This window comes from Microbacterium sp. Bi128 (assembly GCF_918698205.1).
Genome location: NZ_CAKKMM010000532.1, coordinates 1 through 3,241 on the forward strand (window position 1 = coordinate 1; position 3,241 = coordinate 3,241).

Sequence of the window (3,241 nt, forward strand, 5' to 3'; positions counted from 1 at the left end):
CGTCAAGGTGCTCGAAGCCCTCGGCGACACCGTGATCCGGCAGAACCATATCGGTGACTGGGGCACCCCGTTCGGGATGCTGATCGAACACTGGCTGGAGATCGGCGAGGACTCCCCGGAGGCGGCGCTGCTGGTGGAGGACCCCAGCGCGTTCTACCAGGCCGCCCGGGCCAAGTTCGATGCCTCCGCCACCGACGAGGACGGCTTCGCCACCCGGGCCCGGCTCCGCGTCGTTGCCCTGCAGGGCGGCGACCAGGAGACCTTCGCCGTCTGGCAGCGGCTGGTCGCCCAGTCCAAGCGCTACTTCAACGCCATCTACTCCACCCTCGGCATCAGCCTTACCGATGACCACATCGCCGGCGAAAGCTCCTACGACGCGCATCTGGCACAGCTGTGCCAGGAACTCGAGGAACGCGGCCTGGCCCGGATCAGCGACGGCGCCCTGTGCACCTTCCCCGCAGGATTTACCGGCCGCGACGGGCAGCCGCTGCCGCTGATTATCCGCAAGTCCGACGGCGGCTACGGCTACGGCACCACGGACCTCGCCACCATCCGCTACCGGGTCCGCGACCTGGCGGCCAACCGGATCCTCTACGTCGTGGGCGCCCCGCAGAACGTCCACCTGCGCATGGTCATGGCCAGTGCCCGGGACGCCGGCTGGCTTCCGGAGACGGTCGAGGCCGTGCACGTGCAGATCGGCAACGTGCTTGGCGAGGACGGAAAGATCCTCAAATCCCGTTCCGGTGCCCCGGTGAAGCTCATGGCCCTGCTCGAAGAGGCCGTGGACCGTGCCCGCGCCGTCATCGACGCGAGCCGGCCCGAGCTCAGCGAGGCGGAGCGCGCCGTGACCGCCCGCCAGGTGGGCATCGGTGCCGTCAAGTACGCCGACCTCTCCACCGGCCACGACACCGAGTATGTCTTCGACTTCGACCGCATGCTCGCCCTCAGCGGCAACACCGGACCCTACGTGCAGTACGCTGCGGCGCGGATCCGCTCCATCCTGCGCAAAGCCGGGGTACTGGAAGAAATCACCGGCGACGGCGGCTCGCCGTCAGCCGGCGCCGCAGGAACTCCGGCGGCCGGCACTCCGGCAGCCGAAGCATCCGGCGGCCCCGCCACGGCGATCGCCGTCGTCGAACCCGCAGAACGCGCGCTGGCCCTGCACCTGCTGGAGTTCGACGCAACGCTGAACAAGGTGCGGGACGCGCTGGAGCCGCACCGGCTCTGCGGCTACCTCTTTGAGCTCGCACAGCTCTTCACCACGTTCTACGACCAGTGCCCTGTGCTCAAGGCCGAGGAATCCGTTCGGGACTCGCGGCTGGCCCTGTGCGCGCTGGCTCTGCGCCGCCTCTCCGGCGGCCTGGAACTGCTGGGCATCGAAACGCCGGAGCACATGTGAGTCCGGCGGATTCCGCTGCCGGCTCATCCGCTCCTGGCGGCCTGACCGCGGTGGAGGCTGCGCGCATCGCCGTCGGCACGTTGCTCGCCGCCGGTGTGCGCCAGGTGGTGGTGTCCCCGGGATCGCGCTCGGCGCCCATGGCCTACGCCCTGGCCGAGGCCGAAGCCGCCGGACGGGTGGAGCTGCTGGTCCGGATCGACGAAAGGTCCGCCGGCTTCACCGCCCTGGGCCTGGCCCTGTCCGCCGGTGCGCCCGCCGCCGTCCTGACCACGTCCGGGACCGCCGTCGGCAATCTCCTCCCGGCCGTCATGGAGGCCAACCACGCCGCGGTGCCGCTCGTGGTCATCTCCGCCGACCGGCCCGAGGAGCTGCGGGGGACCGGCGCCAACCAGACCACCGTGCAGCTGGACCTCTTTGGCGACCACGTCCGCTTCGCCGTCGACGTGCCCGCGGGCAGCGATCCGCAGCGCGCCGTCGAAACGGCCCTCAGTGCCGCCACCGGAGCTTTCGAGGACCCCCCGCCCGGGCCGGTGCAGCTGAACCTTGCCTTCCGCGACCCGCTGGTCCCGGCCGTGGGCGACGGGCTGCCCGCGGCCGCCGGTCACGGCATCTACCGGGCCGCCCGGAACCCCCTGGCCCTGGACTTTCCGGCCGCGTCGACGGCGCTGCCGGAGCGGCGCACCGTGGTGCTGGCCGGGCACGACGCCGGCCCGGTCGCGGAGGCTTTCGCCCGCGCGCACGGCCTGCCGCTGCTGGCCGAGCCGTCTTCCAACGCCCGCTTCGGCCCCAACGCGGTGGGCCCCTACCGGCTGCTGATCGAGCACTTCGGCGCGGACGCGGCACAGCCGATCGAACGCGTGGTCCTCTTCGGCCGGCCGACGCTCTCCCGGCCGGTGAGCGTGCTGCTGGAGCGGGCGGATGTCCCGTCGGCCCTGTACCAGCCGGTTCCGGTGGCCTGGTACGAACCCGGCCGCCGCACCGAACTGCCGCTGGAAACCCTGGCGGACCTGGCGGACTTCGCCGGCCGCGGATCTGCCGCCTGGCTCGATGCCTGGCTGCTGGCAGGAGCCGCCGCGCAGCATGCCGTGGACCTGATCCTGGCCGCATCCCCGGCCGCGACCGGCCCGTCGGTGGGCGCCGAAGTCTGGAAACATGCCCGCGGGCAGCTGGTCCTGGGCTCCTCGAACGGGATCCGCGACGTCGACCTCGCCGGGGCGCCGCCCGCGGAACCCCAGGCCACCATGTTCGCCAACCGGGGCCTGGCCGGGATCGACGGCACCACGTCCACCGCCACCGGGATCGCGCTTGGCGGCGGCCAGGAAACCACCGTACTCATGGGGGACGTGACGTTCCTGCACGACGCCGGGGGACTCCTGCTCGGCGCCGGGGAGGCCGAACCGCAGCTGCGGATCGTGGTGCTCAATGACGCCGGCGGTGCCATCTTCGGGCTCCTGGAGCACGGCACCGTCGCCGCGGCGGGGCGCTACGGCGACGCCGTCGAACGCCTCTTCGCCACCCCGCAGCGGGTGGACCTCGCCGCGCTGGCCGCGGCCTACGGCGTCCCGCACCGCCTGGTCGGCACGACGGCGGAACTCGCCGAGGCGCTGTCCGGCCCGCCGGAGGGCCGCAGCATCATCGAGGTGCGCACGGACCGGCACCGGCTCGGGGAACTGCACCGCGCCATCCGGGCCGCGGTGGCCACGGCCGTGGAGGGCCTCCCGCAGACGTAGCGCACGTTTCCGCTACGAAAAAGGACAGCCGCTACGTGGATCCACGTAGCGGCTGCCCTAAATCGGTGCGGAAATCCGGAACTACAGCACGCGGCTGAGGAACTCCTTGGTG

At 72.1% G+C, this 3,241-nt stretch carries 2 protein-coding genes; both read left to right on the top strand.

Annotation, left to right across the window (positions count from 1 at the left end; genetic code table 11):
- A partial coding sequence (locus LQV45_RS22415; RefSeq protein ID WP_230008889.1) for an arginine--tRNA ligase occupies positions 1 to 1,399 on the top strand: 1,399 nt, incomplete at its 5' end.
- Positions 1,396 to 3,129 (top strand): 2-succinyl-5-enolpyruvyl-6-hydroxy-3-cyclohexene-1-carboxylic-acid synthase, encoded by a 1,734-nt coding sequence (gene menD / locus LQV45_RS22420; protein WP_230008890.1) that lies wholly within the window; start codon positions 1,396 to 1,398, stop codon positions 3,127 to 3,129. The genes LQV45_RS22415 and menD, both read left to right, overlap by 4 nt.
- Positions 3,130 to 3,241 lie beyond the last annotated feature (112 nt).